The organism is Nostoc sp. (genome assembly GCF_036917315.1).
Taxonomy (GTDB): domain Bacteria; phylum Cyanobacteriota; class Cyanobacteriia; order Cyanobacteriales; family Nostocaceae; genus Nostoc.
Genome location: NZ_JBALDR010000042.1, coordinates 56,373 through 79,517 on the forward strand (window position 1 = coordinate 56,373; position 23,145 = coordinate 79,517).

The 23,145-nt window shown below is 42.9% G+C and carries 18 protein-coding genes; 11 read left to right on the forward strand and 7 right to left on the reverse strand.

Annotated features, from left to right (window positions below; genetic code table 11):
• Positions 1 to 56 precede the first annotated feature (56 nt).
• The 3 genes from V7K84_RS18435 to V7K84_RS18445 all read right to left on the reverse strand — a co-directional run bounded on the left by V7K84_RS18435 (position 57) and on the right by V7K84_RS18445 (position 3,205).
• Positions 57 to 998 carry a hypothetical protein gene (locus tag V7K84_RS18435; protein ID WP_334840109.1) on the reverse strand — a complete coding sequence of 314 codons (942 nt, stop codon included), beginning with the start codon at positions 996 to 998 and terminating at the stop codon, positions 57 to 59.
• A gap of 46 nt (positions 999 to 1,044) precedes the next feature.
• A complete protein-coding gene (locus V7K84_RS18440; RefSeq protein WP_334840111.1) occupies positions 1,045 to 1,551 on the reverse strand; it encodes a pentapeptide repeat-containing protein in 507 nt (168 codons plus the stop codon).
• A gap of 133 nt (positions 1,552 to 1,684) precedes the next feature.
• The gene (locus tag V7K84_RS18445) at positions 1,685 to 3,205 is read right to left on the reverse strand and encodes an LCP family protein (protein ID WP_334840112.1); all 1,521 of its coding nucleotides are present in this window, start codon (positions 3,203 to 3,205) and stop codon (positions 1,685 to 1,687) included.
• A gap of 115 nt (positions 3,206 to 3,320) precedes the next feature.
• On the opposite strand from V7K84_RS18445, the gene V7K84_RS18450 reads away from it, so the two are divergent.
• From V7K84_RS18450 to V7K84_RS18460, 3 genes are all read left to right on the forward strand, one after another.
• Entirely contained in the window at positions 3,321 to 4,385 is a 1,065-nt protein-coding gene (locus V7K84_RS18450; RefSeq protein WP_334840114.1) for a mannose-1-phosphate guanylyltransferase, read from the forward strand.
• Between the two features lie 78 nt (positions 4,386 to 4,463).
• Positions 4,464 to 4,760: a membrane protein insertion efficiency factor YidD gene (yidD, locus tag V7K84_RS18455; RefSeq protein WP_334840115.1), complete on the forward strand. Its 297-nt coding sequence runs from the start codon at positions 4,464 to 4,466 to the stop codon at positions 4,758 to 4,760.
• A gap of 31 nt (positions 4,761 to 4,791) precedes the next feature.
• Positions 4,792 to 6,438, forward strand: coding sequence for an ABC1 kinase family protein (locus tag V7K84_RS18460; protein ID WP_334840116.1), 1,647 nt, complete (start codon positions 4,792 to 4,794; stop codon positions 6,436 to 6,438).
• A gap of 236 nt (positions 6,439 to 6,674) precedes the next feature.
• Here the strand turns inward: V7K84_RS18460 and V7K84_RS18465 are convergent, their stop codons facing one another.
• On the reverse strand, positions 6,675 to 12,449 hold the full coding sequence (locus V7K84_RS18465; protein ID WP_334840347.1) for a PAS domain S-box protein: 5,775 nt from the start codon (positions 12,447 to 12,449) through the stop codon (positions 6,675 to 6,677).
• Positions 12,450 to 13,237: 788 nt separating this feature from the next.
• On the opposite strand from V7K84_RS18465, the gene V7K84_RS18470 reads away from it, so the two are divergent.
• Complete coding sequence (locus tag V7K84_RS18470; RefSeq protein WP_334840117.1) at positions 13,238 to 13,741, forward strand: Hsp20/alpha crystallin family protein; 504 nt, start codon at positions 13,238 to 13,240, stop codon at positions 13,739 to 13,741.
• A gap of 178 nt (positions 13,742 to 13,919) precedes the next feature.
• Here the strand turns inward: V7K84_RS18470 and V7K84_RS18475 are convergent, their stop codons facing one another.
• Positions 13,920 to 14,279, reverse strand: coding sequence for a Rieske (2Fe-2S) protein (locus V7K84_RS18475; RefSeq protein ID WP_334840118.1), 360 nt, complete (start codon positions 14,277 to 14,279; stop codon positions 13,920 to 13,922).
• 259 nt (positions 14,280 to 14,538) lie between these two features.
• Here V7K84_RS18475 and V7K84_RS18480 point away from each other — a divergent pair, with 259 nt between their 5' ends.
• The 4 genes from V7K84_RS18480 (at position 14,539) to V7K84_RS18495 (ending at position 20,523) form a co-directional block, all read left to right on the forward strand.
• Positions 14,539 to 16,383, forward strand: a complete 1,845-nt coding sequence (locus tag V7K84_RS18480) for a vWA domain-containing protein (protein WP_334840120.1) — start codon at positions 14,539 to 14,541, stop codon at positions 16,381 to 16,383.
• A 284-nt stretch (positions 16,384 to 16,667) separates the two neighbouring features.
• Positions 16,668 to 17,711 carry a type I glyceraldehyde-3-phosphate dehydrogenase gene (gene gap / locus V7K84_RS18485; protein WP_334840122.1) on the forward strand — a complete coding sequence of 348 codons (1,044 nt, stop codon included), beginning with the start codon at positions 16,668 to 16,670 and terminating at the stop codon, positions 17,709 to 17,711.
• A gap of 228 nt (positions 17,712 to 17,939) precedes the next feature.
• The gene (gene pyk, locus V7K84_RS18490) at positions 17,940 to 19,370 is read left to right on the forward strand and encodes a pyruvate kinase (protein WP_334840124.1); all 1,431 of its coding nucleotides are present in this window, start codon (positions 17,940 to 17,942) and stop codon (positions 19,368 to 19,370) included.
• A 148-nt stretch (positions 19,371 to 19,518) separates the two neighbouring features.
• Positions 19,519 to 20,523: a transaldolase gene (locus V7K84_RS18495; protein WP_334840126.1), complete on the forward strand. Its 1,005-nt coding sequence runs from the start codon at positions 19,519 to 19,521 to the stop codon at positions 20,521 to 20,523.
• A gap of 278 nt (positions 20,524 to 20,801) precedes the next feature.
• On the opposite strand, the gene psbN is transcribed toward V7K84_RS18495, so the two are convergent.
• Positions 20,802 to 20,933: a photosystem II reaction center protein PsbN gene (psbN, locus tag V7K84_RS18500; protein WP_012410654.1), complete on the reverse strand. Its 132-nt coding sequence runs from the start codon at positions 20,931 to 20,933 to the stop codon at positions 20,802 to 20,804.
• 85 nt (positions 20,934 to 21,018) lie between these two features.
• Here psbN and psbH point away from each other — a divergent pair, with 85 nt between their 5' ends.
• From psbH to pth, 3 genes are all read left to right on the forward strand, one after another.
• The gene (psbH, locus tag V7K84_RS18505) at positions 21,019 to 21,222 is read left to right on the forward strand and encodes a photosystem II reaction center phosphoprotein PsbH (RefSeq protein WP_194046672.1); all 204 of its coding nucleotides are present in this window, start codon (positions 21,019 to 21,021) and stop codon (positions 21,220 to 21,222) included.
• Positions 21,223 to 21,363: 141 nt separating this feature from the next.
• Positions 21,364 to 21,636 carry a TatA/E family twin arginine-targeting protein translocase gene (locus V7K84_RS18510; RefSeq protein WP_099103129.1) on the forward strand — a complete coding sequence of 91 codons (273 nt, stop codon included), beginning with the start codon at positions 21,364 to 21,366 and terminating at the stop codon, positions 21,634 to 21,636.
• A gap of 186 nt (positions 21,637 to 21,822) precedes the next feature.
• Complete coding sequence (pth, locus tag V7K84_RS18515) at positions 21,823 to 22,464, forward strand: aminoacyl-tRNA hydrolase (protein ID WP_334840128.1); 642 nt, start codon at positions 21,823 to 21,825, stop codon at positions 22,462 to 22,464.
• 270 nt (positions 22,465 to 22,734) lie between these two features.
• On the opposite strand, the gene rpsU is transcribed toward pth, so the two are convergent.
• Entirely contained in the window at positions 22,735 to 22,914 is a 180-nt protein-coding gene (rpsU, locus tag V7K84_RS18520; protein WP_069073049.1) for a 30S ribosomal protein S21, read from the reverse strand.
• Between the last annotated feature and the right edge of the window lie 231 nt (positions 22,915 to 23,145).

Genomic DNA, 23,145 nt, shown 5'->3' on the forward strand with positions numbered 1-23,145 from the left:
GGGATGCGATCGCAGAGTTGATGTTGAGAAAGTGGCAGAATTCGTACAAGCAGGTACTAATTTGAAGCGAGAAAATTTTTGATTATTTTAACTATTTCTTGTTTTTCTTTAAACCCAGAACTATAGCCCCCAGAATCATAGGAACCAATCAAAAGTACGCTTTCACCAGATTCTAAAATTAAGGTAACTCGATTATCTGTAGTATCTTCGCCAGAATTAAAGCTTTTAACTTTAATATCAACAATTTCATTCAACGAATACATCAAAACTACTTTTCCCAATATTCCAAACCATTTATAGCGGCTGATACTTAAGCTATTTGACTCTTTATCAAAATTAAAGTCGATAAATGAACCTGACGCTATAATTAATAAACCTAATAATAGCCAAAATATGGTTATGCCAATTGCAGCGTAGCCGACTAAAGTATCATCTTGCTTAACTACTAAACTTTTTTCTAAAGGTTGTACTAAGAAATTCTTAATTTTTAATATGATAAACTCCGCTTCTTCAGAAAAATAATCACTGTAAGTAGTTCGTCTAAACGGAAGGCTTTCTGTTTTAGTTAATAACTGAACTTGATATTTATATATTATTTTTCCCTCTGTATCAGTTTTAGTTTGTTTTTCTAAACGACTTTCAATTAATCCAGAAATTTGTTTTTGGCTTTTTGGATGACCAAAAAAATCAAATTCTATCAGTTGACATATAATTTTTGATGACTTTTGCTCAATATTTGAAGTATCTATATTTTGTAAAACACGGTTACAATCAAGTTGGGTGACAGGTATAAACATAAAAATAGCATATAAATAAATTATACCTATTTGTCCAATAAAGAACCCAATAAATCTAAGTAACTTCGGTTGAACAATAAACTTAAGCTTATTTTGTGTTTGCTCATAAATTTGTATCTTTTTATCTCTGACCAAATCCCAAATTAAAATCAAATCGATAGCGAATAGTACATATTTTAATAAAGAATTTGTATTTTCCATTTTTTCGCAAAAATGTCTCTGTTTTTATGCTCAACGCGGAGATTCTTCACCTACAACCCAAACTATCTCGCGTTGACATACCCGTAACTGGATTTACGCCATCGGCTCTTTCACACAGCAGCGACACTTGATAGCGGTCAATTAAAGCATCGGTAAAATCAGCACCAGTGACATCAGCATCATAAAAACGGCTGCGGGTCAAAGTTGCTTCAGTAAAGATGGCATTTTTCAGGTTAGCACCATCCATAGTGGCGCGATCGACTAAAGCACCGCTCAAGTTCGCATCTTCCAAATTTGCCTTTAATAAAACTCCTTTAGTCAGAATTGCGTTGGTTAAATTCGCTCCTTGAAAATTTGTCCCCCGCATTTCTGCTGCTACAAAAGTTACACCTGCCAAATCAGCATGAGAAAAGTCACGATTTTCTAAATTTATGTTGTTGTAATTGATTGTGTTTATCTGAGCAAAAGCCGGTTTGGGATTAAGTATTATCCACCCAAAGGCTAGTAGCAAAATTACAATCAAACCAAAAAAGCGCAGTAAAATCTTTTTCATAACTTTATTATTTCTCAGTAGTCCTTTGTCACTAGTCCTATCTTACAAAAATCTGAGCGGAGGAAACCTCCGCTCAGATTTTGCGCTTTGTCATTTAACCAATGACCAATGACTAATGACTAATGACTCTTAGCTATTTCCAATCTTTCCCAATGCGGATTGTCAGATCGGATTCTAAATCACCAATGGCAGACACCTCGATTTGACCCAAGCCTAAGACTTTTTGCAAATCAACCCCAACTCGTCGGTTGCCTTTTTGGACAATAATCTGAGTTTGACGTTGGGTATCTGGCCAATCAGGCACTTTGTAAATATTATTAAAGCCTTTCTGTTTGAGATAAGCAATAACTTTTTCAGTTAGCTGAGGTTGATTTGAAGCATTTTGAATAGCAATTTTGAGGTTAGGAACCTGACGCATATCTGGTTTTAGACCAGGTACATTTACCCCAACATAATCATTCAACAGGCTCTGTTGTCCAGTCATATTCAGCCAATAGCTATCGGGGTCTTTGCTAAAGCGGCTAAAGGTACCAGGCAACACAGTCATTTGGAAATTATCCCGATCTAGGTTAAGTCCGAAATTGACCAACGCCATCATTTCTTCCATCTTCAGGTTGGTATCAAAATATTTTCGCATTAGGCGAGTTAATTGAGGCAACCTGGGTAAGATGGTGGGACTATTTAAGCGTTGCAGCAGGGCTGCTGTTAGTGCTTGCTGACGCTGCACTCTTGGCAAATCTCCCAAACCTGGTTCGCGGAATCGGGCAAACTGTTCTGCTTGTTCGCCATTAAGGGTTTGCCAGCCACTAACTAAATTAATCGACAGCCGACTGCTGGAGTCTTTATATTCCATTGATTGGGGAACAAAGACTTCTACACCGCCTAATTGATCGACTAACTGGCGTAAGCCGCTGGTAGAAATGCGGATGTAACGATCGATTGGGGCGTTATTTAAGGTACGGCTAACTACCCGTGCAGCTAAGACTGGGCCGCCTTTGGCATTGGCATCAGATACCTTAGTTAATCCCTTTTCTCCCTTTTCGGGGATGGCGATCATTGTATCTCTGGGAATGGAAAGCACTCTTACAGATTTTTCACTAGGGTTCAGTCGTACCAGTAGCATGGAGTCGCTTTTCCCGGCAAAGCTTTCTGGTGAGCCATCAACGGTACCGCTGACTGGTTCAATCCCCATGATTAAAATATTCATCGGACGTGAAAGCTTGTACTGGGAGAGTTTGCCCCATAACTCCCCTGGTAATGGGATTTTTACTTCGTCTTTAGCAGTAGTTCCTAAATCTTCATCTGTTCGATCTAGATTGCTCCATAAAGGAGTCCACAGCGCTAACGTTGACACCAGCAGCCCAGATAAGATGATGCCAATGACAACCGTCATAAACCATAACAGCCATCGAGGCATGGTTAAACCCAGTCTCTCAGAAAGCTGATTGGGAAACGCACCCACAGATTCGATGACGCTACGGTTCGGATTCGCTGGCTGGTTTAGTTCGACCTGCTCTTCCTCTGAATCGGCTACTGGTACTGGTGTTACTTGATTTTCTGTCCGTTGAATTTGCGACGATCGCACGTCACTTTCAAACTCTATTACTTGCTGAGACGTAACCGGATTTTCCGACCATTCGACTTGTTTTATCACAATTATCTCCCCACTCAACCACTCCCTAAAAGTATGTTAATCCAAGCTACAAATATTGCCAGTGGAAAAGCTCACTGTAAACTTGTAATGTTCTTCGGTAGGCGTGTATGACAACATGAATACTTTATTGTTCCCCGTAATCCTAGCTGGTGGTAAAGGTGAACGTTTTTGGCCCCTAAGCCGCAAAGATCGACCCAAGCAATTTTTAAGTCTTGATGGTAGCTCTAGAAGTCTATTACAAGCAACCGCCGATCGATTGATTGAACTCGGTCGCGGGTGGGATTCCCTATGGGTCATCACTTCTAGTCAGATAGCTGAAGGCGTAAGACAACAACTACCCGATCTACCAGTTGAAAACTTACTGATTGAGTCGGAAGGAAGAGACACTGCCGCAGCCGTTGCTTGGACAAGTTTAGAAATCAAACAGCGCTATGGTGAAGACGCTGTGATTGGCTTTTTCCCTGCTGACCACTGGATTGCTGACCAAGAGGCGTTTGCACGCACATTAAATGCAGCTACGCAACTGGCAACAAGCACAGCAGCGATCGTTACACTGGGGATCAAGCCTACTTTTCCATCAACCGGTTACGGCTACATTGAACAAGGTGAAAAAATAGGTAGCTTTAATGAGTTGCCAGCTTATCACGTGAACCGCTTTACTGAAAAGCCCGACCGAGAAACGGCAGAGACTTTTTTATCTACGGGACGTTTTAGCTGGAATAGTGGAATGTTCGTTTTTCGGGCAGGGGTTGTTCTCAAGGAACTACATACCCATGCTCCAGAAATTATCGAACCTTTAGAACAACATGGCCCTGATATCTATCCCCAGTTGCCTAAGAAGAGTATAGACTATGCGTTAATGGAAAAGACAACTCTAGCATACGTTTTGCCAGTTGATTTTGGTTGGGATGATTTAGGAGATTGGAATGCGATCGAACGTTTACTGAAAACGGAAGATACTCCAAACGTGGAACTCGCTACTCACGTAGGTTTAGATACGCAAGGGGCGATAATTTACGCCTCAAATCCAGAAGATGTAGTTGTTACTATTGGTTTAGAGGATGTGGTGATTGTGCGCGATCGCAATGTCACCCTCGTTGTCAAAAAAGAACGTACCCAGGAAATCAAGCAGATCCTTAAAATTCTCCAAAGTGATTCCCGATTTACTGACCTGCTATAAAAGTTAGAACCCTTGGCAGAGGCGAAAAAGTCTATTTTCCCATTATAACTTGACAGTCTGTTATTTTATCTGACAGTTATGGACATTATTAGCTTTGAGCCTCTAGCCAAGACAATGGCAATCGATTCTATTACTGCCTATCAAAAATACATTTCTCCGTCTAAAGGATTTTCTTGTTCCCATCGCTTATTACACGGTGGGGATTCCTGCTCTAATTACGTCAAACGAATGCTGAACGAACAGAAGCTCCACCAAGCCGTACAATCATCCATAAAAAGATTTCAAGGTTGTGCCGCAGCTAGCAAAACTTTAGCAAGCATCAAAACTAGAGCCGATTCCCGTTGTATTGTCATTCCCTGCTGCCTACCTCTTTAACTCCTCTGCCTCTTTGCAGTTTTTTACAAAAATGTTCCTCACCCAAACTGTTCCCCGTCAACGAGAAATCCTGGAAGTCTTCCTTCGCAATGGCTGGGACTATATGCGAAGGTTACTTACTGGTGGCAAAGCTGATGAACCCCAGCTGCCGACACCTGCGGTTCTAAAAAATATTCTGGTAGACTTGGGGCCAGTTTACGTCAAACTTGGCCAGTTAATGTCTACCCGCCCCGACTTACTGAGCGCCTCTTATATTGAGGAATTGTCAACTCTACAAGATGAAGTACCGCCAGTTCCTTGGGCAGAGATAGAAATAATCCTTCGCAAAGAATTAAAACGTCCATTAGCAGAAACCTTCAGCACAGTTAACCCGATCCCCGTAGCAGCAGGATCGATTGCCCAGACACATAGAGCTACACTAGCAGACGGTCGAGAAGTCGCTCTAAAAGTGCAACGTCCGGGAATTGATATTACTATTGCCCAAGATATTGCTTTAATTCAAGGTATTGCCGATTTAGTGGCGCGGACTGAGTTTGGGCAAACCTACGAAATCAAATCTACCGCCGAAGAATTTACTAAAGCCTTAGAAGCCGAGTTAGATTTTACACGGGAAGCGGGTTTTACAGACCAGCTGCGGCGCAATTTATCTAAAAGTCGCTGGTACGATCCCACACAAATAGTGGTGGCGGAAATTAACTGGGAGTTGACCACAGAGAAATTGCTAGTAATGGAATGGCTCGATGGAGTGCCGTTTTTGGCGGCGGATTTGGATAATGACCCCAACATTAAAGACCCTGCCGAAAAGCGTAAAGAAATAACTACTTTGTTATTTCGGGTATTTTTCCAGCAACTATATATTGATGGCTTTTTCCACGCCGATCCCCATCCAGGAAACTTGTTTTATCTCAAAGATGGGCGTGTCGCTCTCTTAGATTGTGGCATGGTGGGAAGACTCGATCCCCGGACACAGCAGATATTAACAGAGATGTTGTTAGCGATCGTTGATTTAGATGCTCAAAGGTGCGCTCAGTTAACTTTACAGCTATCAGATTCTGCTCAACCAGTAATTTTATCGCGGTTAGAAAATGATTACGATCGCATGTTGCGAAAGTATCACAACGTCAGCCTCACGCAAATAAACTTCAGTCAGATAATTTATGAAGTTTTACAAGTTGCCCGCAACAATAAAATTAGGTTGCCTAGTAATATGGGTTTGTATGCCAAAACCCTAGCGAATTTAGAGGGTGTAGCGCGGACATTCAATCCAGAGCTTAATTTTTTTGATGAAGTTAAACCATTAATTACAGACTTGTTTCGTCGGCAATTACTGGGCGATAATCCAGTGCGATCGCTATTACGGACAGCCTTAGATATTAAAAGTCTGTCTCTCCAATCTCCTCGCCAAATCGAACTATTATTAGACCGAGTTACCTCAGAAACCTTACAGTGGAATCTCTCACTGCGGGGGTTAGATGGCGTGCGGCGCACTATGGACGATGCCGCTAACCGATTATCTTTTAGTATATTAGTGGGTTCGCTGATTATGGGTGCGGCAATTATTTCTACCAGAGCGCAGACAACTCAGCTATCTTTTTTAAGCACCACCCTATTTGCAGTCGCTAGTTTATTGGGTTTGTGGTTAATTATTAGTACATTGCGATCGGGACGTTTACGGTAATGCTTAGAAAAGTAAGGACTAAAGTCCTTACTACGAACTTGTTTACCGATCAATTTAAATTTGACAGACTAGTAGTAACGCTTGAATTATTTCTGGCAGTTTTTTTAAAGCTTGTTGGACTCAGGTTTGATTTTGGTACTGCAAAGAGGGAGTACTTTCAGAGTTGCATTCAGCTTGTAGCATACAATTTTATAGTTCAACATAGGTTTGCGTTGTGGCTTTTGCCACAATTGTTATTAACTGGATAATACTCCTGCAATACTCGTCAATTCCATAATTTTCTCAAATTGAAAATCATGGGCTAAATTCTTGATAAAATTTTGTAGTACAGCATTTTCTGAGGGTATTTGCTCAATTAATTCTAAAATCAGGTCATCACTACATTGAGCTGCGGCAGTGTACACCTGTTTCACCCATTCAGGTGACATTTCAGATAATAGATTCACTAAATCCGCTAGCATTAATATTGATTTTGATTTTTGTTGCTTTAGGTTTGTTAACTGATAGCTTTCTTCTTGATAAATATATTGAACTCCTAAATATTCGCTCAACTTTTCTAGTAATTCTTCCTCGCGGAAAGGCTTGTTAATATAATCATCGCAACCAGCTTTAATTATTGCCTCTCGTTGTTCCTCAAAAGCATTAGCAGTTAAGGCAATAATAATGGTCTTACAATTGGGGATTTGGGATTCGGTATTTTGGATTGAGGTTTCTTCTCTAGTTTTAATAACTTTTGTAGCTTCGTAGCCGTCCATAATTGGCATCCGCATATCCATTAAAATTAGATGTGGTTGCCATGTCTGCCAAAGTGCGATCGCTTCGATGCCATTTATTGCTTCCTGGACTACAAAACCGATGGATGTCAGAATTTTCATTAGCACTAAACGGCTGTCTGTGGAGTCATCAACCACTAAAATACGGTATTCACTTTGAGCAGGCGCTAAACTAATAACTTGGGGTCTAGTTTGTTGGATCTGGATTTCGCTGGCTGCGGCTAAACCAATTTGAATATCAAAAGAAAATTTACTTCCCTCGCCAATAGTGCTGGTGACGCTAATATCTCCTCCCATTAGTTGCACGTATTTGCGGCTAATTGCTAAACCTAGTCCTGTTCCCTGTTGCGATTTTCTTCCGGTTTCAGTTTGCCCAAAAGCTTCAAATAGCAAGTCAATTTCTTGTGAGGCAATACCGCGGCCAGTATCTTGTACCTCGAAGGTTAGGAATTGGGCATTGGGCATCCCTTCGGCTTCTCCTAACGGAGACGCTGCGCGAACGCTCAGGGCAAGTGGGCATAGGGGATTAATTATTCTCCCCTGCTCCCCTGCTCCCCTGCTCCCCTGCTCCCCTGCTCCCCTGCTCCCCTGCTCCCCAATCCCCACTCGCAGCGTCACCCTGCCAGTATCGGTAAATTTGATCGCATTTCCCAGGAGGTTAAGCAAGACTTGACGCAGTTTACTTTCGTCAACTTGGATGTATTGGGGAAGGTGAGATGTATATTCAAAGACCAATTCCAACCCTTTGGAGGTGGCGCGGAAGCGCAACATCTCTTCGAGGTTTTCCAAGAGGCGAATTAAGTCAAAGCTGTTGAGATTTAAGGTTATTCTGCCAGCTTCGATTTTAGACATTTCCAAAATATCGTTGATTAAATTTAGGAGATGTTCGCCAGCACGATTGATAATTGCTAGATTTTGCTGATGTTCAGTTGATAAATCACGATCGTGGCTCATAACTTGGGTAAAACCAAGGATGGCGTTGAGTGGGGTACGCAGTTCGTGACTCATGTTAGCGAGGAATTCGCTTTTGGCACGGTTAGCAGCATCAGCAACGATCACAGCTTCTTGCAATGCTTGTGACTGCCTTTGAGTTTGCGCTAGCAATTGTGCCTGCTGTAAAGCAACGCCCAACTGATTGCCAATTTGAACTACGATGTTGATTTCTCCTGTTTTCCATTGGCGGGGATCGGAATTTTGATAACTCGCCAGCAATCCCCAAAGCTGACTACCATGTAAAATCGGAACAATAATGTAGGCTTTGGCCTGAAAGCGCTCTAAGAGATTGATATAAGCAGGATGAAACTCAGCGTTGTAAATGTCTGGGACACAGAGGAAACTTGCACCTGGGGTTACTTGCAGATCGGGATATTCCACCTGGTTATCCGCGCTATCCAAAATTTTCGCTAGACAACGCCCATCTTGTAAAACACCTTCTGTGAGATGAGGATCGTTGTTGTGTTCTTCTATGAGAGAAATCCAATCGTTACCCACTGATTCAGAAACAAATTCCCCATTCCAGTCGGGATTGAAACGATAGACAACAACCCGATCGCAGTTGAGTACTTGGCGTAATTCTTCGGTTGTAGCCGCAAATATCGTTTCTAAATCTAGTGTTTGGCGCATTCTTTGAATCACTTGCGCGATCGCTCTTTCTCGCTCTGCACTCTCACGCAAGGCTTCTTCTGCCAATTTTCTCTCGGTAATATCTGTAATTGTACCGATGTAGCCTTTAATTTCTCCATCATCTCTAAATTCTGGCAAAGCATGACAAATTACCCAGACAACTGTATTATCATCATGCAAGAAACGATGTTCGTACTTATAGGTTGACTTCGCTACTGTTGCTTGATTCCATGCCAACAATAGCTGCTCGCGGTCGTCTGGATGCGCTGCATTTGCCCAACCTATTCCCAGAGAATTTTCTAAACTACATCCAGTAATTTCACTCCAGCGTTGATTAAAATATAAAACATTGCCATCTACATCAGTATGAAATATACAAGCTGGTGAGGCTTCTGCTAGAAGTTGATATCGTTGCTGACCCGACTGCAAAGCTAGTTCTGCCAATTTGCGATCGTTAATATCTGCCCAATAACCAACCCATTCGATCGGGAAATTCGCTTCGTCACGAATTAACCTCATCTTTTCGTAGAACCAGTGATAAGTTCCGTCAGCGTGTAACCAACGGTATTCGTAAGAAATGTACTCCTGCTTAATAAGGCGAGAAAATTTTTCCGAGATCAGTTCAATATCTTGTGGATGGACGCGATAAAGCCAAAAACTGGAGTTATCGATAAATTCCCGCGCTTCGTAGCCCACCATTTCTTTAACGTTTTCACTGATAAAAGTAATGCTAAAATCCTCTGAGGTTTTGCTGCTATAAATGACTACAGGGCTAGAGGTGAGCAGATATTGTAGGCGTTCGTTGGCTAAACGTAGTTCTTGTTCGACGTGTTTGCGTTCGCGTAGCGCTGCGTGTAGTTCGCTAATTTCTACTAAAACTGTGCCAACACCAGAGGGGCGATCGCCTTCACCAACAATCGGAAAATAAGAAGCTAAGAAGTGGCGGATAATATCTGGTTGTTTGATTGATGCGCTGCTTAATTCTTGATTGAGAATGGGTTGACCAGTTATCAGAACTTGTTGATAAATTGGTTCTACTAAAGGGGCGATATGGGGTAAGACTTCATGGATGGTCTTGCCAATATAATCTTGCTGGGGTAGTCCATTAATCTCTGCTAACAGTTGGTTGATTTGCACAAACCGCAGCTGGTTATCTACAATATTCATACCAACGGGAGCGCTGCTAAAAAAGGCATTGAGACGAGCTTCTCTGAGCGCTAATTCTTGTTCTAAGGTTTTGCGCTCAATCAACCCACCCAATTGAGCAGCAACAGCACTGACTAGCAAGAGCAAACGCCGATCTACCAATACTGAGCTACGTTTAAAAAACACTAAAACAGCTAATACTTGGTTCCCGGCCAGTATGGGAACACCAAAACCAGCTTTTAATCCCACCTTTGCGGCTTGTAGCGATGCCTGCGGCAGGCTACGCCTACGCAAGGAAACTGGTTGTGTAACTTTAGAAACATCTTCTATCCATTCTGGTGCTTGACTCTGCCAAACTCTTCCTGGCAATCCCACTCCCAGAGCAAATTTCACTGTTTGGCTTTGGTAGCAGAATTCTTCTAAGCTGCTCTCATCTCCGTACCAACCCAGGCTGTGTTCTAAAACAGTTCCATCTTCATTAGGTATCCAGGCTTCACCAAAATCCCAGCCAATGGTGTGACAAATTAAGCGCAAGACCACTGTTAAGGCGCTGTTGACATCACTGGCGCGAGTGATAGCTTGGGTTGTCAACAGTAACAAACGGCTTTCATTTTCTGCCTGCTTGCGTTCAGTAATATCTTTCGCAGTGCCCAGTACGTACCATTGCCCATCAATGTCGATCATTTCTGCACTCAACAGTGTTGTCTTGATTTCTCCTGTTGCTGTGCAGACATCAATCTCATAGTTGCGGATAGCTTTTGCTTGTTGCAGGATGTTAATGAGAAAATTATATTCTTCTGGATTCACCCAAATATGCAATTCTTCATCGGTGCGATCGATTACTTGAGAACGAGAATAACCAAAAAACCGACAAAAGCTCTCGTTTACTTCGATGTAGCGTTTGTTAGGAACAGTAATTAAAGCAATTGGGTCAGGAGATGACCGAAAAGCTGACGCTAACTTTTCTTCAGAAGCTCGTCGCGCGGCTTCTGCGCGTTGGCGTTCTTTTGCCTCCAATACCAAGGATACTAAATTGCCCAGAGAGCGAGCGAAATTTTCGTCTTCTAGCGTCCAATGATGAGTAACTCCCACCGCCTCTAGACATAAAACTCCTACGGTCTTTCCCTCCAGCCTAACGGGTGTATCGAGTATAGAGGTAATATTTAATCTTGAATAAGACGCAGAAAATTCTTGAGTTCTGGGATCGGTATGAGCATCATCTGCGGCGATTGGTTGTTCTTGCTGCAAAGCTGCAAAATAAACTGGATAGTCTACTGCTGATAAGAAAAGTCCTTCGTTATGTTGATTGCGACTGCCCTCAAATAGATCGAAACACTGGATTTTCATGCCTGTTTCGTCATACAGCCAGACACCAGCTCGTTCTACTCCAATATTTTTGACAGCTGTTTCTGTGATTATACTCAAAGCTGCTTTCAAATCACCCTGATAAAGCGTCTGATTTTGTGCCAATTGTGTGAGCACGAGATTATGATTGCGGAGCTTAATCGCGCTTTCTTGGAGTAATTTTTCTACTCCTCGACGCTGCGTAATATTACTAGCAGTGCCCGTCATGCCTATAACCTGACCCTCTTCGTTGCGTAATGCGATCGCATTCAACATTAAATAAAGTAAGGTACCATCTTTAGCCACACAGGTAGTTTCATGCTGGAAAATAGACTTTCCCTGAAGAACACGCTCAAAGGCTACTTTATCTTGAGCAACTTGTGTAGGTGAGACGAAATCAATTAAGGCACGCCCGATCATTTCTTGCGGTTCGTAGCCATAAATCTGCTTGACTGCTGGATTGACAAAGGTAATTAATCCATCAATGTCCACCGACCAAATCATATCCTGGGATGTCTCCACTAGGAGGCGATACTGACTTTCACTCTTCTTCAGGGCGGCTTCGACTACCAGGCGATCGCTTTGATAAACTTCTCTACAAAAGGCTTTGGTAATGCTAACGGGAATTTTTTTGAAAATATCTTCTATTTGTCTGTTGCGAATATTTAACTCAACTGTAATCCGTTGACGCTCTTTAATCTCCTGTTGCAGTTGGAAATTTTTTTCTTTTAACTGTTTTTTCAGTTTTTGGAAAGTGAGTTGATTTCGGACGCGTAATAAAACTTCTTTAGTTTGGAATGGTTGAGTAATATAGTCAATATTGCCTAAATCCAAGACGTTTATTTTTTCAAAAAAATCATCGAAAATTCCGAAAAGAATTATCGGAATTTCTTGAGTTCGATCGTTAGCTTTCAAATATTGACATACTTCATACCCATCTTTCTCTATAATGAGAACATTTAGCAAAAGCAAATCCGGGGGAGAAGCAATTGCCGTATTGATTGCCAATTGTCCAGAAATGACACTTTCTACCTGATAACCTTGGGGTTGAAGGATGTCTGATAAAAAATGTAAATTCTCTAAGTTGTCATCAACTAATAAAATTTTTATTTTTTGAGCATCCATATCAGTTACTAAGTTAATTTTCAATCAGGAAGAATTTCTTGAATAAAACTGAACATGAAATCAGACAGCAAAACTCTGTCACCAGATTGTAAATAAAATAATCGTCGCTTACAACCATACTTCAGCGCCGGGTGTATAGAAAAGTTGCATATAAAGCAGGATAACTGTTTATATCATCTCCGCTTGATTATTTAATTAAATCCGAAGAATCCCAAACAGCCAAAGCTACGGTGTACACACAAGTCCTAAAAACCTAGCTTGATGAGGCTTGACTCGTTCCCAGTCTCCGACTGGGAATGCATTCATTGAGTCAGAGACTCAATGTCTGACTGGAGGCAGCAGCCCCTAATCAGCCATTGCCATGCTCTGTATGGGAAGGAGATAATTGAGCTTTTTTTCTAATTGTGTCTACACCGTAGCCCTTCGTATTGGGGAGACGCCATACGGCAAGCTACACGCAATGTCTTTGTCAATCTAACTCTTAGCATCAGGCTAGAGCTTCTAGCTACAAGCGAATTTAATTAAATTTACATTACATAATATAGTTTAATTTACGATTGCCTACTTCCTTTGACATTCACTATTCTCAAGCTTTTGATAATTTTTTTGTTTGATACGGTAAATCCAACCTATGTCTGTACGGTTTACCCAACTGTTTTTAGATTCTTCTTTTATTAAATTACTTACTAGAGAGAAACAAAGCAAATAAAGCTCCTCTCTAAAAAATACCTCTAAAACTTTGTTTGATTACCCAAAATTGAATTAGAAAGTTAAGGAGAGATTAAAATATGGCACTGATTCGTTGGGAACCATTCCGTGAAATGGAGATTCTGCGTCGTCAAATGGATCAACTATTCTCTGATCTGACAGTAGCCGAGCGCGGTAACTCTGAGATTTCTGCATCACCGAGAACAGCGTGGGTTCCTGCGGTTGAATTACATGATAATGGTTCAGAGTTGCTATTAAGAGTTGAGATTCCAGGCGTGGAAGCTAAAGACCTCGATGTTCAAGTTACTCAAGATGCAGTTTCAATTGCTGGTGAGCATCGTTACGAAAAAAATTCCCAATCTAAGGATAAAGTTCATTCGGAATTCCGGTATGGCAAGTTTGCCAGAGTAATTCCTCTGCCAACCAAAGTTCACAATCAACAAGTTAAGGCAGACTTGAAAGATGGGATTTTAATTTTGACTTTACCCAAACTGGAGCAAGAGCAGAGCAAGGTATTCAAAGTGAATTTAGGCCAATCTCAAAGTTCCACAGCTTCTATAGAAGCCGGCAATGGTAGCACGTAATCCAACGTTACATCACAGTAAAGTGTTTAAACTGCTTGAGAAGACGTTCTATTTTCTCATTCAATGATTCCTGTATCCCTGAAATAGGTAAATTTTGATAGAAACCCCAGCCAATGAGTTTAGCTGGGGTTTTTCTTTTCTTACTTAGAACTATTTCAGTAAATTCAGGGAGAGGGTGCTATTCCTCTTGAACATCAACCCAGATACTGCCTTCTTCAACACGAATCGGAAACACTGGCAGTGCCTTTGGTTGTGAAACTAACGAGAGTACCTTACCTACACCAGGTGGCCAAGAACACCAATCTTTTCCCTCACCAGTCCGCAGGTCAAAAGCACTGTGATGGAAGGTACAAACAATTGCGCCATTCTCATTTATTTTCCCACTTTTCAACGGTAATTTTAAGTGAGGACAAGTGTTATCTACAGCATAAAGCTGACTTTCGTGATTCAAAAGCAAAATTTTCCGGTTGTTAACTTTCACCACTTCTCGCGCACCTGGGGAAAGCGCATCGACTGCAAGAACTTTAGTCCAACTCATTAGGTTCTCCTCTCGTAATATATCTGCTTTCAGTTTCCCGCAATTGTGACCAGTGCGATCGCCTTTCAGTAGCGGAGAGTCGAGAATGTCTATGATGGGCTTTGTCTACGCTGGTAAGATACTAAAACTATAAATTCTTACATTAAATACCATTTTTATACTGAATAAACTTATTTCTGGGTAAACTAAATAAAGCACTTACTGTCTATGTTTCACAAGGCTTGTAGCTGATAAAAGACAATTCTGAGGGATATAAAAAATGATTAAGACAAGTTACGAATTTGACCAGTCTATTCTCGCCGCAGGATCTTCATTAAAGACTAATATTCTGCTACGTTTTCGTGCTGACATCGCTAAGTCTCCTCGACGTAACCTTAACCTTTCGCTTGTAATTGACCGTTCCGGCTCTATGGCAGGCGCTCCCTTGCATCACGCACTCAAAGCCGCTGAGTCTGTGGTAGATCGACTTGAGCCTGATGACATTCTCTCAGTAGTTGTTTACGACGATGAAGTGGATAGTGTTGTGCCACCCCAAGCTGTGACTAACAAAGCCACCCTGAAAAATTCCATCCGCAAGGTGAGAGCCGGCGGTATTACCAACTTATCGGGGGGATGGCTCAAAGGATGCGAACACGTGAAAACGCGACTCGACCCGCAAAAAATCAACCGTGTTCTCCTGCTTACCGATGGTCACGCCAATATGGGCATTCAAGACCCCAAGATACTGACGGCGACAGCAGGGCAAAAAGCTGAGGAAGGTATTATCACAACTACGCTAGGTTTTGCTCAGGGTTTCAATGAAGACCTGCTGATTGGGATGGCAAGAGCAGCCACGGGCAACTTCTATTTCATTCAGAGCATCGACGAAGCAACTGAAGTGTTTAGTATTGAGCTAGACAGTCTCAGAGCAGTAGTGGGACAGAACCTGAAGGTGACGCTTGAATTGGCTCATGGTGTCAGCCTGGTTGATACCTTAAGTCTGGCTAAAGTTAGCCAGAATGACGCAGGTCAAGCTGTCATCACTTTGGGAGAGCTTTACGAGGGTGAAGACAAACTCCTCGGTTTGAGTCTAGGGATATCAAGCGCTCAAGTTGGCGATTTACCTGTGATGAAGTTGCATTACAGCGCCGATGTTGTGCAAGATGACCGCATTCAAAGCGTTTCAGGTACGGTCGATGTCGTCGCCAAAGTTGGCACTGTTGAGGAAGCAGCTTTTGCTGCTACAAGCCATATCATTCTGGAACTGAGTCGCCTGACGATCGCTAAGGCTAAAGAGACTGGACTTAATCTCGCTGAACATGGCAAGCATCAGGAAGCTGAACAAACGCTGCGGGCGCTTGTGAAAGATTTGCGGGATAAAGGCTTGAACGAGAATTTTGAAATTGCTGAAGAAATCGATCAGCTTGAATATTTCGCCAGTCGAATCGCTCAAAAAGCTTTAGGCAATGCCGGACGGAAAGAGATGCGAGATCAGACTTACCAGACGATGACGCGCAATCGCAGCGATTTGGTGGGTCGCGGTGTCACTACTGGTGATGAAGTTTACGCCATGACCATTGTGAATGAAATCGGTTCAGGTATTGAATTGTACTGCGTTCGTGAAGGGGGTAAACTGCGGGTCAAGGTCATGTCCGAAAACTACGATTCAACCAAGAACATCCAATTTCCCCGCGCCATTCGTGCCGAGGGGGCACGCTATGTTGTTGAAGGATTGGAACTCTCAAGCGAACGCACTTTCTATCGGGTACGTGGTAAAATCAACCGTTTTGCTCAACCCGGTGAAACAGATATCTTCGTTGCCCCTAGACAATCGTATCCAACTAACACAGGTAAAGCTTCTAAAGGCCCTGCCAGTGCTGCCGATCTTCCTACAACTGACAGTGTAGGGGACAGCATTTTAGTTCAGTGTGTCAAAGATGGCAGCAAGCTACGTGCTAGGGTGGTTTCCGACGGATATGAACCAGATTGGAATATGCGTTTTCCGCGATCGGTTCGCGAGGAAGGAATGCTTTACGTCGTTGATGAGGTCAAAACAGCACCGGATGGCAAATCTTATATTGCCTGTGGTGAAATTAAGCGATTTGTCCAACCTACTACTAATTGAGTTGAATTAGGGACTGGGGAAGGAGCAAGGGAGCAGGGGAGCAGGGGAGCAGGGGAGCAGAGGAGCAGAGGAGCAGAGGAGCAGGGGAGCAAGGGAGCAGAGGAGAAGTTGCAGTAAGTTTATTCCCCTCTGCCTTTTCTAATGCCCAATCCTTAAAATATGCCAAGTAAATATGCCTTAGCCGACTGAGACTGTCAGGATCAAAGAGTAAAGAGTAAAAGGCAATCTATTTTGACTTTTAACTTTCTCCTTTTGTTCAACTTTCCACAACGGGAGGTTTAATCTTGACTAAATTAAAAGTTGGTATCAATGGCTTCGGTCGAATCGGGCGACTTGTACTTCGCGCTGGCATCGATAATCCCAACATTGAGTTTGTGGGTATTAACGATCTAGTACCACCAGATAACCTCGCTTATCTATTAAAGTACGATTCAACCCACGGTAAATTAAAGCAGAAGGTTGAAGCCAAGGAAGACGGCATCCTGATTGACGGACATTTCATTCCTTGTGTGTCGGTGAGGAATCCAGCAGAGTTACCTTGGGGAAAATTAAGTGCAGATTATGTCGTGGAAGCGACTGGACTCTTCACTGACTATGAAGGAGCTGCAAACCACCTGAAGGCAGGTGCAAAGCGAGTGGTAATTTCAGCTCCCACCAAAGATCCAGATAGAGTTACTACCCTGTTAATGGGTGTCAATCATCACCTATTTGACCCTAGCAAGGATATCATTGTTTCCAATGCTAGCTGCACTACGAACTGTCTAGCTCCCATTGCTAAGGTCATTAATGACAACTTTGGGTTGACTGAAGGGTTGATGACTACAGTCCATGCCATGACTGCCACTCAGCCAACTGTAGACGGCCCCAGCAAGAAAGACTGGCGGGGTGGTCGAGGTGCATCCCAAAATATTATTCCCTCCTCCACAGGCGCAGCGAAAGCCGTAGCATTGGTTTTGCCAGAATTGAAGGGCAGGTTAACTGGGATGGCATTACGAGTTCCGACTCCCGATGTCTCTGTAGTTGATTTAACTTTCAAAACAGCCAAAGCCACCAGTTATAAGGAAATCTGTGCTGCTATGAAGGAGGCTGCCGCAGGTTCCCTAAAGGGTATCTTGGGCTACACAGATGAAGAAGTAGTTTCTACAGATTTTCAAGGTGATACTCATTCCAGCATCTTCGATGCAGGTGCTGGGATTGAGTTGAATTCAAACTTCTTCAAGGTAATTGCTTGGTATGACAACGAGTGGGGCTACTCAAATCGTGTGATTGACCTGATGTTGTCTATGTCACAGAAGGAAAAACTCGCCCCGATAGCGGCTGTGGTTTGATTAGTCATTTGTCATTGGTCATTTGTCATTGGTCATTAACTTTTGACCCTTGACTTTTGACCCTTGACTTTTGGGATTTGGGTCAAATGGTAAATACTCCGAAAATAAAACGGAATCTAGTATTTTTATTTAGCAAGCCAGTGATATGAAGCACGTGTGAATTTGGATGTTTTGTGCGCTCGCTCAAAGCATCCAAATTTGCAGGTTACTCCTCAACCCCCAATCCCTATGCGTCGAACCAAAATCATTTGTACTGTTGGCCCGGCTACATCTGCACCTGAAAAGCTGCAAGCCTTGGTAAAAGCTGGAATGAATGTGGCACGGCTGAATTTTTCCCACGGAGCTTATGAATTCCACGCCCAAACGGCTCACTATCTCAGGCAGATTAGTACTGAGCTGCAAAAACCGATCGCCATTATGCAAGACTTATGTGGCCCCAAAATTCGCTTGGGAACTTTACCACCGGAAGGGTTAAATCTGGAAGCTGGTACTGAAGTTACCTTTGTTTTGCAAGAAAAGGGTGAGAGTATTGACGAACTACCCTTACCATTGCCGACTTTATTTGCAATGGTGCGACCTGGCGAACCGATTTTGATTAATGATGGTCGTGTCAAGTTGATAGTTACCGATCGCGATGCCGATCGCATTCGGGCCCAAGTGAAAAATGGCGGGTTAATTTCTACGCACAAAGGAGTAAACTTGCCTCAAACTCCTTTACCTGTAAGTTCGATCACCGAAAAAGACTTGCTGGATTTGCGTTTTGGGATTCAGTTGGGTGTAGACTGGGTGGCGGTATCCTTCGTGCGATCGCCACAAGACTTAGAACCCGCCAGACGGATGATTGAAGCCGCCGGCGCTTCGATCCGCTTAATTGCCAAAATCGAAAGATCGGAGGCAGTAGAAAACTTTGACTCCATTCTGAAAGTTGCCGACGCGATTATGATTGCCCGTGGCGATTTAGGGGTGGAAGTGCCGATTCACGAAGTACCCCTAATTCAAAAAGATATTATTCGCCGTTGCAATCGTGCTGGTAAGCCGGTGATTACAGCCACCCAAATGCTAGAGTCGATGATTAGCGCCCCCGATCCCACCCGCGCCGAAGCAACCGATGTTGCTAACTCGATCTTGGATGGAACAGACGCGGTAATGCTTTCTGGTGAAACAGCTGTCGGACAATATCCCATCGCCGCCGTCCAGATGATGCACAACATCGCCGTGCGGACAGAACAAGCTCTCGATGAGGGTAGCAAACATGCTTGGTGTCATGAAGCTGGCAGTCTCAGCGTTACCGAATCTGTCGCAGAATCTGTCTGTCGCATCGCTTATGAAACAGGCTCACGGGCAATTCTTTGTAATACTTCATCAGGAAATACGGCGAGAATGGTGTCTAAATATCGGCCGACTTCTCCGATTATTGCCCTAACCTCCGACATCACCGCTTACCGCCAGCTAGCACTTTCTTGGGGTGTGGAAGCTTTGCTGATCCCACCAGTCCACAATGCTGAAGAGATGTTTACCAATGTGGTGAACACAGTTGTAGACATGGGTCTAGCAAACAAGGGCGATAAAGTAGTTATTACTTCTGGTGTTCCAATTGGTAAATCGGGCACAACTAGCTTAATCAAAGTGCATTCCATTGGACAGCCAATTTCGGCATAACCCACCTAGAATAGGTCTGTGACTCAAGATAGTAAGCAAAATTGGGCAATGATTAAGAAAAATTGCCAGAATCAGATTTGAAGGAACAGTAGAGAGTGTAAAGAACTGGGGAATAAGTAAATCCTAAACAAACATCACGGAGTATTTTATGTCTAAGAATTTACTGGAACAATTGCGACAAGTGACTGTTGTAGTCGCAGATACAGGGGATATCCAGGCAATTGAAAAGTTTAAGCCCCAAGACGCTACCACCAATCCTTCGTTGATTACTGCTGCAGCACAAATGCCAGAATATCAGGGAATTGTCGATCAAACTTTACTCCAAGCCAAAAAAGATGCTGGAGCCGGAGCCACCCAAGCACAGATAGTTTCTCTAGCTTTCGACCGTTTGGCAGTTGCTTTTGGATTAAAGATTTTGCAAATCATTCCCGGTCGTGTGTCTACGGAAGTGGATGCTCGCTTGTCCTACGATACCGAAGCTACTCTGACTAAGGCACGGGACTTAATTGCTCAGTATAAAGCTGCTGGAGTTGGCCGCGATCGCGTTTTAATTAAAATCGCCAGCACTTGGGAAGGTATTCGCGCTGCGGAAATTCTTGAAAAAGAAGGTATTCACTGTAACCTTACCTTGTTGTTTGGTCTTCACCAAGCGATCGCCTGTGCAGAAGCCGGCATTACTCTAATTTCTCCCTTCGTTGGCCGGATTCTTGACTGGTACAAAAAAGATACCGGACGCGATAGCTACCCAGCAACCGAAGATCCAGGTGTTTTGTCTGTCACCAAAATCTACAACTACTACAAGAAATTTGGCTACAAAACCGAAGTTATGGGAGCTAGTTTCCGTAACCTTGGTGAAATTACTGAACTTGCAGGTAGTGACTTGCTGACCATTTCGCCATCACTTTTGGCTGAATTGCAAGCAACCGTTGGCGAACTGCCACGCAAACTTGACCCTGCGAAGGCAGCAAGCTTGGAAATCGAAAAGATATCCATTGACAAAGCTAGTTATGACAAGATGCACGCCGCTGACCGTATGGCAACTGACAAACTAGACGAAGGTATTAAAGGTTTCACCAAGGCACTAGAAGACCTTGAGAAACTTTTAGCAGACCGACTTGTTCGTCTTGAAGGAGAGGTTGTGGCAACCCATTAGGGACTTCCAATTAAAAAACAATCCAAAGTACTGTGCGTTACGGCTTAAGCCGTAACGCACTTCAAAATTATAGATAATATCATGTCCGGGTAAAGCAACTAACGGTATTGGCTTTGTCGGTTGCTGTAAAAATTTTACAACTGATTCAGGGACGGGATAATCCTAAAATAGTCTGCAACTGTTGCCTTTACAGACGAGCAACAGCAATGCTTGTCTGCGTAGGCGTAGCCCGTCGTAGACATCGCACTAACAATTTATGCGGACATGATATGACTCTTTTAATCTTCGTGGTCATCAAACGGATCGTTCAATTCCTTGCTAGGAGGGCCAAAGGAGGTATAAATCGAAATTCCAGTGATGGCAACCACCACGGCAGCCATAGAAATGCTAAGAACTATTGCGGGTTCCATAATTGAGAGATAGATGATGAGTGCTATTCTTATAGAATATTACAGAAGATTAAAAAAAGCTTTGGCAAGTAATCTTAGGTGAACTATGGCACAAAGGACTAGGTTGGGAGATATCCTGAAACCACTTAACTCTGAATACGGGAAAGTGGCTCCAGGTTGGGGTACTACCCCTGTTATGGCTGTTTTTATGGCGCTATTTTTGGTTTTTCTGCTGATTATTCTGCAACTTTACAATAAATCACTGTTGGTTCAGGATGTATTTGTCGATTGGCGTAGTTTAGGACGCTAACGCATACACAGCGAGCGAGTTTGGATAACAAGTTAAGTTACACCCGGTTCTTCCGGGTTTTTTTGTGAGTTGCGATTTCCGACTAGACTAACTATATATGTGAGTTTCTGTAGTGGTTTTAGAGTTTACAGGAGACAAAAAATGAATATATTTGGTATCGGTCTGCCGGAAATGGCTGTAATTATGGTAGTAGCGCTATTAATCTTTGGCCCAAAAAAGCTACCAGAGATCGGTCGGAGTGTGGGCAAAACAATTCGTAGTTTCCAAGAAGCTTCCAAGGAGTTTCAAAACGAGTTTCAAAAAGAAGCAGAACAGTTAGAAGAAGTTGTCAAGACTACTGCTGAATTGGAACCTAAGCAAATCCACCCTGCTAAATCTGAGCAGGATACCGCTAGTTCATCCCAACCTAGCTAGTAGTTTGTCAAGTTCGTAGTGAGTTAGCGCGGTCTTGGGGGTTTCCCCCATGAGCGACTAACGAACCCGAAGGGTAAGGACTTTAGTCCTTATTTTCTGAGCACTAAAGTGCTTACTACAAACCCTTCATTACTAGCTTAGACATTGTACTAGAAGAGTGCTGCATATCAATTGACTGTAGGCAAAATGACAGAAGCTGCTACGCAACCAGCTTTGGTAATTCCACAACTAATCGTCGGATTAGGGAATCCAGAAGCTAAGTATGACCAAACACGCCATAATATCGGTTTTGCTGCTTTAGAAACTCTCTCTCGTTCCTGGCGCATTTCCTTAACAGAAAACCGCAAGTTTCAGGGTGAGTATGGCGAGGGTATAGCCCCAGGTGGAGGCAAGATTCGCTTGTTGAAACCGTTAACTTATATGAATCGCTCAGGACAAGCAATACAAGCTGTGACAAGTTGGTATAAATTGCCGCCTGAGTCAGTGTTGGTGATTTATGACGATATGGATTTGCCCTTGGGAAAAACTCGTTTGCGCTTATCTGGTTCAGCTGGGGGACATAACGGGATGAAAAGTGCGATCGCACATCTTAGTAGCCAAAACTTTCCCCGTTTGCGCATCGGTATTGGTAAACCCAAAGATGCAGCTAATAACGATGATTCTGGTGCTATCTCTCATGTCCTGGGGCGATTTTCCGCCGCCGAAAATCAGCAGATGTCTCTTGTACTTCAGTTCGTAGTTGAGTGTATTGAACTAAGTCTCAAGCAGGGAGTAGAAAAGGCGATGAATGTTTGTAATAGCCGCACCATTAATAATTCTGAGTCTTAAGGCTGGATGAATACTATCCTATCAGCCGATTAAAGAAAGCTAACCGATGTTTAAAAGCGCTTATTTTGGTTGATGGGCAGCGATTTTAGCTTGCTCCATCTAACCAAGATAAAGTCTCTAACGCTCTCTACGTATAGGAAAAGTAACTCATTTACACCCTAATTAGCGGTGCGGCAGACTTTGCTTAATGTTTGTATGAATAATGGCGCAAGCGCTATTGCCTGTTTTCGGTCATAACCTCAAGCAACGCCGGTATTACACCAAATAGGTTTATTTAAAACGTCTTGTGCGTCTAGCTGCTACTGCCTTACGTTTGCGTTTTTCTATTGGTGTTTCAAAGTGCCGATGGTATTTTACATCAGCTAATATCCCAGCTTTGGAAACCTGACGTTTAAACCGACGCAAAGCTGAGTCTATTCCTTCGTTCTCTCCTAGAACCACCTGGGTCATTCTTCCCTTTCCCTCATCATCAATAGTTTCCATTCTAATATTACCCTCAACCTTAGTAAAACCCCTCTGAGCTAAAGTCATGATTAAGAGGCTATTCGTCCGTTTGAAGCGGGTTATGTGTACTTCTGCCTCTTAAAATCGGTACTTAACTAAAAGTTAATCTAAGTGCCCTAATGCACTCTCAGAACCAATAAAGAAGATGGAGAAATTATAATAGTAAATTTTTTTGAC

Bases quoted from the DNA above. Each gene is read 5' to 3' on its own strand.
- V7K84_RS18435 (WP_334840109.1), bottom strand. From the start codon at position 998: ATGGAAAATACAAATTCTTTATTAAAATATGTACTATTCGCTATCGAT.
- V7K84_RS18440 (WP_334840111.1), bottom strand. From the start codon at position 1,551: ATGAAAAAGATTTTACTGCGCTTTTTTGGTTTGATTGTAATTTTGCTA.
- V7K84_RS18450 (WP_334840114.1), top strand. From the start codon at position 3,321: ATGAATACTTTATTGTTCCCCGTAATCCTAGCTGGTGGTAAAGGTGAA.
- yidD (WP_334840115.1), top strand. From the start codon at position 4,464: ATGGACATTATTAGCTTTGAGCCTCTAGCCAAGACAATGGCAATCGAT.
- V7K84_RS18460 (WP_334840116.1), top strand. From the start codon at position 4,792: ATGTTCCTCACCCAAACTGTTCCCCGTCAACGAGAAATCCTGGAAGTC.
- V7K84_RS18465 (WP_334840347.1), bottom strand. From the start codon at position 12,449: ATGGATGCTCAAAAAATAAAAATTTTATTAGTTGATGACAACTTAGAG.
- V7K84_RS18470 (WP_334840117.1), top strand. From the start codon at position 13,238: ATGGCACTGATTCGTTGGGAACCATTCCGTGAAATGGAGATTCTGCGT.
- V7K84_RS18475 (WP_334840118.1), bottom strand. From the start codon at position 14,279: ATGAGTTGGACTAAAGTTCTTGCAGTCGATGCGCTTTCCCCAGGTGCG.
- V7K84_RS18480 (WP_334840120.1), top strand. From the start codon at position 14,539: ATGATTAAGACAAGTTACGAATTTGACCAGTCTATTCTCGCCGCAGGA.
- pyk (WP_334840124.1), top strand. From the start codon at position 17,940: ATGCGTCGAACCAAAATCATTTGTACTGTTGGCCCGGCTACATCTGCA.
- V7K84_RS18495 (WP_334840126.1), top strand. From the start codon at position 19,519: ATGTCTAAGAATTTACTGGAACAATTGCGACAAGTGACTGTTGTAGTC.
- psbN (WP_012410654.1), bottom strand. From the start codon at position 20,933: ATGGAACCCGCAATAGTTCTTAGCATTTCTATGGCTGCCGTGGTGGTT.
- psbH (WP_194046672.1), top strand. From the start codon at position 21,019: ATGGCACAAAGGACTAGGTTGGGAGATATCCTGAAACCACTTAACTCT.
- V7K84_RS18510 (WP_099103129.1), top strand. From the start codon at position 21,364: ATGAATATATTTGGTATCGGTCTGCCGGAAATGGCTGTAATTATGGTA.
- pth (WP_334840128.1), top strand. From the start codon at position 21,823: ATGACAGAAGCTGCTACGCAACCAGCTTTGGTAATTCCACAACTAATC.
- rpsU (WP_069073049.1), bottom strand. From the start codon at position 22,914: ATGACCCAGGTGGTTCTAGGAGAGAACGAAGGAATAGACTCAGCTTTG.